The organism is Enterococcus silesiacus, from assembly GCF_001886225.1.
In the GTDB taxonomy this organism is placed as follows: domain Bacteria; phylum Bacillota; class Bacilli; order Lactobacillales; family Enterococcaceae; genus Enterococcus_L; species Enterococcus_L silesiacus.
The window spans coordinates 1-5130 of the sequence record NZ_JXLC01000046.1 but is presented as its reverse complement, the minus strand read 5'-3'; the positions used below and the strand labels follow the sequence as shown (position 1 = coordinate 5130).

At 38.1% G+C, this 5130-nt stretch carries 5 protein-coding genes and 1 pseudogene; 1 reads left to right on the top strand and 5 read right to left on the bottom strand.

All coding sequences use genetic code 11. The features are described from left to right. Positions 1 to 156: 156 nt before the first annotated feature. Together RV15_RS18180 and RV15_RS18175 are read right to left on the bottom strand one after the other, a co-directional pair. A complete protein-coding gene (locus RV15_RS18180) occupies positions 157 to 531 on the bottom strand; it encodes a DUF3958 family protein (RefSeq protein WP_071879402.1) in 375 nt (124 codons plus the stop codon). Further along, the gene (locus tag RV15_RS18175) at positions 532 to 885 is read right to left on the bottom strand and encodes a TIGR04197 family type VII secretion effector (RefSeq protein WP_071879401.1); all 354 of its coding nucleotides are present in this window, start codon (positions 883 to 885) and stop codon (positions 532 to 534) included. It lies immediately after the preceding gene. An 828-nt stretch (positions 886 to 1713) separates the two neighbouring features. Here RV15_RS18175 and RV15_RS18170 point away from each other — a divergent pair. Further along, on the top strand, positions 1714 to 2016 hold the full coding sequence (locus tag RV15_RS18170) for a hypothetical protein (protein WP_071879400.1): 303 nt from the start codon (positions 1714 to 1716) through the stop codon (positions 2014 to 2016). A gap of 64 nt (positions 2017 to 2080) precedes the next feature. Here the strand turns inward: RV15_RS18170 and RV15_RS19130 are convergent. From RV15_RS19130 to rpsO, 3 genes and pseudogenes are all read right to left on the bottom strand, one after another. Then, positions 2081 to 2212 (bottom strand): annotated as a pseudogene (locus tag RV15_RS19130) (DUF3788 family protein); the annotation flags it as partial. A gap of 9 nt (positions 2213 to 2221) precedes the next feature. After that, complete coding sequence (gene pnp / locus RV15_RS18160) at positions 2222 to 4336, bottom strand: polyribonucleotide nucleotidyltransferase (protein ID WP_071879398.1); 2115 nt, start codon at positions 4334 to 4336, stop codon at positions 2222 to 2224. Positions 4337 to 4546: 210 nt separating this feature from the next. Beyond that, entirely contained in the window at positions 4547 to 4816 is a 270-nt protein-coding gene (gene rpsO / locus RV15_RS18155) for a 30S ribosomal protein S15 (RefSeq protein WP_010770485.1), read from the bottom strand. Between the last annotated feature and the right edge of the window lie 314 nt (positions 4817 to 5130).

Sequence of the window (5130 nt, the reverse complement as noted above, 5' to 3'; positions counted from 1 at the left end):
TAAAAAGCTTTCGCTGAATCGTAGGAATCACTTTTTAAGACCGAATCTCCAGCGAATTGTTGAAGACTTTTTTCTAGCTGATTATAGCCATTATGATGCTTGTTGCTTAATGCACTAACACCTGTTGCTTGGGTATTCGCCGACGAGAGGTACATATCAATACTGCTCATTGTTGGTTTCCTCCTCGTCCGCTTCGTTTAACAACCGTTGTCGTTTATATTGTTCTTCTGACAACTGATCATCCAACACTCGGTTTTCTCGCTTCAATTCTTCCAACTCTTCTTCTAACTGATCGAATAATTGGCGCCGTTCATGGTAAATTTCATCCTGCATTTGTTGGAATACCGGAGCGAAATCATTGCGGTGAAAGGTGTCATTCATTTCACTATAGATCGTATTGGAACGTTGAAAATGCTCATGATATAATTCCATCGCTTGTTCCATACCGCGTTGCTGATTTTCATTTTCTTGTTGGCTTTCTTCTAATTGACGCACGTTTCTAGTAGTCACTTCTACTTCTATTTCAGTCATTTACTTCCCTCCGAAAGGGCCATTAGTAAATGGTAAGGTTGGTTTTGAGCCGCGATTGTTATCGGCACCTGCAATCATTGAAGACTGCATGATTTTCCGAATCGTTGCGTCCGCAGCTTCAAATTCATTCGCTACGCTTTTTAAATTGTTGGATGCTCGCCCTACTGCATTGGCGATATCTGTTGCCGCATTTTTTGCCAGCTGAATGGCTTCTTTTGCATTTGTATTACCAGCAACGGTTGTTTGATGATCTTCTTGAACTGTACTTGCATCTTTCAGTACATCCATCGCTAAAAAAATATCCGTCGCATACTGGTACGCAACCTGTTTATTACTATTGACTTCTTTCCCCATAAAATACCTCACTAAATTCGTTTAATAATATAATCATAACAAATAGCGTGGTTGTTTTCTATAAAATTTAGAATAAATCGATTTTTTGCATAATATTCCTCTCTTTAAGAAGATAAAATAAGCGTCATTCAAAATTTTTTTCTGTTATTTTTCCTTATATATAAGAGAGTCGTTTTTGATGTTATTTAATCAGGGAATGTAAGAATTGTTATTGCGAACGAACGTTTCTTTGGGTATAATGAATGGCATAGGATAGAAATAATTAACATGAAAATAAATAATAAAATTGGCACTTTCTGGTACGGCTACCAACCGAACTAGCGAAGCCTTGCTTAACAGCCATAACTGCTAAACAATTTGCCAATAGCGGAAGCCATTTTCTTATTTTTACGTTCTTTTGTGTGCCAGAAGACTACCAACCTTCTCCTTTCAAGAATAAGTAAAAATAGAGTTTCTTTGTCTTGCCTATTGTAGACGATTGCAGTTATAGCTGTAACCGTCTTTTTTGTTTTCTATCCTATAAATTTTGAGAAAAAGAAAAACAGGCACTTCATCATTGGCACCAACCAAAAGATGAAGCCTTAAATGGAAAGCCATAACTCTCCATCCAAGTTGCCTGAGTACTAGCACCGTAGCACTAGCTTCTTTATTGTACCTAATTTTTGTAAGAATTTCTAGACAGTTTTTGAAATTTTTCTAAATAGGTGAAAGAATCCTGCTACAGACTTGTAATCAGAGCCACGATAGAGACGGCAATCTCTATCGTTTTTTCTTTTTCTCATTTAAAAATCAACAGGTAAAATCACTAGAAAAAAGGAGAACTTACTTATGAAAAATTCCGCACATTGTATCAAAGCTGTTCCTTATCAAGAAATTATCGATCTTCGCGACACATTAGAACGGTTAGCTTCTTGGCAAGAACCGTTAACAACATTGGAAAAATATTTTAACAACCCAAATACACCCATCAATAAAAAACAGGTCGTCAAACAATATTATGCTTGTTCAAAGCTCTTTCAGACATTTAACAAAGAGTTCGAGCTTTTACTAACCAGTGCTGAAAAACAACTAAATGAGGTCAGTCGGAATCAAACGACAGCTATTTCTACAGAAGAAGCTTTGGCTAACTGACTTTCTACTCAAAACAAAAAAGTGAGTGGGACATAACTCTTTGAGTCATATCCCACTCACTTGGAATACGTATAAACGGTGGGAGCAGAAGCAATCCCTTCGGAAATAAGCTGAAATTCACAAAAATTTGAAGAGCAATTTTCGTGAATTCCTTCTTATTTCTCGGGATTAAACACTCCTGTCCCAACCTACTTATTCAATCTATTTATTTTTCTTTATTTTCTTCAGCCAATAACGCTTTACGTGAAACATTCACACGGCCTTGTTTATCGATTTCAGTCACTTTTACAAGCACTTCATCGCCAAGTTTTACGATGTCTTCAACGTTATTTACACGTTCATTCGCTAATTGAGAAATATGAACTAGACCATCTTTCCCTTTGATCAGGTTAACGAATGCACCGAATTTTTCGATACGAACGACTTTACCAAGGTAAACTTGTCCAACTTCAACTTCTTTTGTCAACTCTTCAATGATCTTGATCGCTTTTTTGATCATATCTGCATCAGCAGAAGCAATACTTACATTACCTTCTTGATCGATGTCGATCTTCACGCCAGTTTCATCGATGATCCCATTGATGGTTTCTCCGCCTTTACCAATAACATCTTTGATTTTAGCTGGAGCGATTTGGATCATTTCGATCTTAGGTGCATACTTGCTTAACTCTGGACGAGGTTCAGCCAATGTTGATGTCAATTCAGCAAGAATTTCCATACGGGCTTTTTTCGCTTGAGTCAATGCTTCTGTCAAGATTTGTTCAGTGATTCCTTGGATTTTGATATCCATTTGTAGTGCTGTGATTCCGTCTTTTGTTCCAGCAACTTTAAAGTCCATGTCGCCTAGGTGATCTTCTAGCCCTTGGATATCTGTTAAAATCGTATAGTTTTCGCCATCGCTGACAAGTCCCATTGCGATTCCGGCAACTGGTGATTTAATTGGTACACCAGCATCCATCAATGCTAAGATGCCCGCACAAATACTTGCTTGAGAAGAAGAACCATTTGATTCTAAAACTTCTGATACCACACGGATCATGTAAGGGAAATCCGCTTCACTTGGAATCACTTGCGCCATCGCACGTTCGCCTAAAGCACCGTGACCGATTTCACGACGACCAGGAGAGCCTGCACGACCTGTTGAACCAACAGAGAATTGTGGGAAGTTATAATGATGAATGAAACGTTTGCTGTCTTCTACACCTAAACCATCAATGATTTGATGTTCACCAAGCGGTGCTAAAGTTACTACAGACAACGCTTGTGTTTGTCCACGAGTAAACAATCCAGAACCATGAACACGTGGTAAAATACCAACTTCTGATGCTAAAGGACGGATTTCGTCTAATTTACGACCATCAGGACGGATTTTATCGATCGTGATCAATTCACGAACCACGTCTTTTTCTAAATCTTCAGCGATTTGTTTTACTTCTTTTGCTACTTGCGCTTCTTCTTCGTGACCAGCAAATTTTTCAGCATACGCTTCTTTTAATTGATCTTTGATGGCATCGATATTGACTTCACGAGCAAGTTTTTCTTCGGTCATAACTGCTTCTTTCATTGAAGCATAGTAAGCCGCGAAGATTTCTTTTTTCAAATCAGCATCTACTTGTAATAATTTGATTTCCATTTTTTCTTTACCGACAGCGGCAACGATTTCTTCTTGGAAAGCAACTAATTCTTTGATTGCATCAAAACCGAAAAGTAACGCACCAAGCATATCTTCTTCCGATACTTCTTTGGCACCACTTTCAACCATATTAATCGCTTTTTTCGTTCCAGCAACCGTTAATTCGATATCTGTTTTTTCAGATTGTTCAACAGTTGGGTTCAATACATATTCGCCATCAACACGACCCACATCAACACCTGCGATTGGTCCATCAAATGGAATATCTGAAATTGCTAAAGCTAAAGATGAACCAAACATTGCCGCCATTTCTGGTGTGCAATCTTGTTCTACACTCATGACAGTATTTGTGATTTGTACTTCGTTACGGAAACCTTCAGCAAACATCGGACGGATCGGACGGTCGATTAAACGAGCCGTTAATGTTGCGCGTTCACTTGGGCGACCTTCACGTTTGATAAATCCACCTGGGATTTTCCCTACAGAGTACATTTTCTCTTCGTAATTCACTGTTAATGGAAAGAAATCAAAATCTCTCGCATCTTTTGATGCAACAGCCGCACTTAGTACCACTGTATCTCCATAACGAACTAATACTGCACCATTTGCTTGTTTGGCTAATTGACCAACTTCAACTTGTAAGGGACGTCCGCCCCAAGTTGTTTTGAACACTTGTTTTTCTGACATGTACTTCTTCTCCTTTGATTCTTCGGAAAAGTTAGAGTACTACTAAACAAATGAAAAGATTCAAAAGAATTGAGTCCTTTTATTTGGTTAGTAGATTCATTCAAACTTTCCAAAGATGATGATTTTTTAGTATTTTAAGGATACTCAACCTTTGCTTTTACATAAGCTAAAAAGCGAGGTTCGTTACGAATCTCGCTTTTCTTTGTTTGATTAACGACGTAATCCTAAACGTTCGATCAATACGCGGTAACGTTGAATGTCAGTCTTACGTAGGTAAGCTAACAAGTTACGACGGTGACCAATTTTTTTCATTAGTCCACGGTAAGAATGGTGATCTTTTTTGTGAACGCGAGCGTGTTCATTCAAGTGATTGATATCAGCAGTTAATACAGCGATCTGTACTTCTGGTGAACCAGTATCTCCTTCATGACGAGCGTATTCGCTAATGATTTCGTTTTTCTTTTCTTTTGACATTGCCATGTTTTTCACCTCTTCTTTAATAGTCATCTTCTTACTGAGTAATGCGTTGGTGATTCGCACAACCAAGTAAAAGACGGTACGTTTCCATACAGGTATACTTTACAGGAAAACTGTTTCTTAGTCAATAATTACTAATCAATTCTAGTTAAAACATCACTTGGTTTGTTCTCTTACATATGTTCCTGGTTGTGAACCATCGTAGTTTTGGATTAGTTCTGTAAACTCACTTAGTGTTTGACGTGTACCGCTTGGTCCTATCCAATAGCCTGAAAACTGGGCATCCTTTTTCTCTCTTATTCCTGTCTTTCCATCAA

Excerpts from the sequence above, each read along its gene's own strand:
- RV15_RS18180 (WP_071879402.1), bottom strand. The coding sequence starts at position 531 with ATGACTGAAATAGAAGTAGAAGTGACTACTAGAAACGTGCGTCAATTA.
- RV15_RS18175 (WP_071879401.1), bottom strand. The coding sequence starts at position 885 with ATGGGGAAAGAAGTCAATAGTAATAAACAGGTTGCGTACCAGTATGCG.
- RV15_RS18170 (WP_071879400.1), top strand. The coding sequence starts at position 1,714 with ATGAAAAATTCCGCACATTGTATCAAAGCTGTTCCTTATCAAGAAATT.
- pnp (WP_071879398.1), bottom strand. The coding sequence starts at position 4,336 with ATGTCAGAAAAACAAGTGTTCAAAACAACTTGGGGCGGACGTCCCTTA.
- rpsO (WP_010770485.1), bottom strand. The coding sequence starts at position 4,816 with ATGGCAATGTCAAAAGAAAAGAAAAACGAAATCATTAGCGAATACGCT.